This is a genomic window from Paeniroseomonas aquatica (assembly GCF_030409335.1).
Taxonomy (GTDB): domain Bacteria; phylum Pseudomonadota; class Alphaproteobacteria; order Acetobacterales; family Acetobacteraceae; genus Belnapia; species Belnapia aquatica.
Genome location: NZ_JAUFPN010000056.1, coordinates 754 through 1,298, shown reverse-complemented (window position 1 = coordinate 1,298; position 545 = coordinate 754). Strand labels below are relative to the sequence as shown.

1 protein-coding gene is annotated in these 545 nt (G+C 68.6%); it reads left to right on the top strand.

Features of this window, described 5'->3' with window-relative positions; all coding sequences use genetic code 11:
• The coding region (locus tag QWZ14_RS06180; RefSeq protein ID WP_456307221.1) for a hypothetical protein at positions 1–418 on the top strand (418 nt) is incomplete at its 5' end.
• Positions 419–545: the final 127 nt, after the last annotated feature.

The window sequence follows — 545 nt, the reverse complement described above, 5'->3', positions numbered from 1 at the left end:
GGCATCCGCCGCGCCAGCCTTCCCGAATGCCGGCTTTGCCTTCGCCGACGCCCATATGGCGATCCTGGAGGCCGCGGCCGATGACAGGGAGGCGGTGGCACGCCGCGCGGCATCACTGACGCAGCTGGCTGAGGCGGGCAGCCTCGGTGCGGGATCGGTAGTGCCTGCTATCTGCAGTGCGGCGCTGGCCTTTGCCGATGCTGACTACGCCGGCTGCGCCCGCATCCTGGAGCCAGTCGCGCGCGAGGTGGTGCGCATCGGCGGCAGTGGCGCCCAGCGCGAGATGATCGAAGACATGCTCCTTATTGCCCTTATGCGGAGCGGCGAGGCCGTGAAAGCCCGCGCCCTGCGCGACCGCCGCCTGCATCGCCGCGCTTCACCGCGCGACATGCGCTGGCTCACCCAGCTGGCCGCCTGAAACAGAAACTCAGGTTACACACAGAAGCCGCCCCGGCCGCCGGGATTACATTCTCGACCGCCTTCCAGCACGAGACCGGCAATGTTGCTATGCTGGCGATCGGTCAGGCGCTGGCCGGTGCCAACTC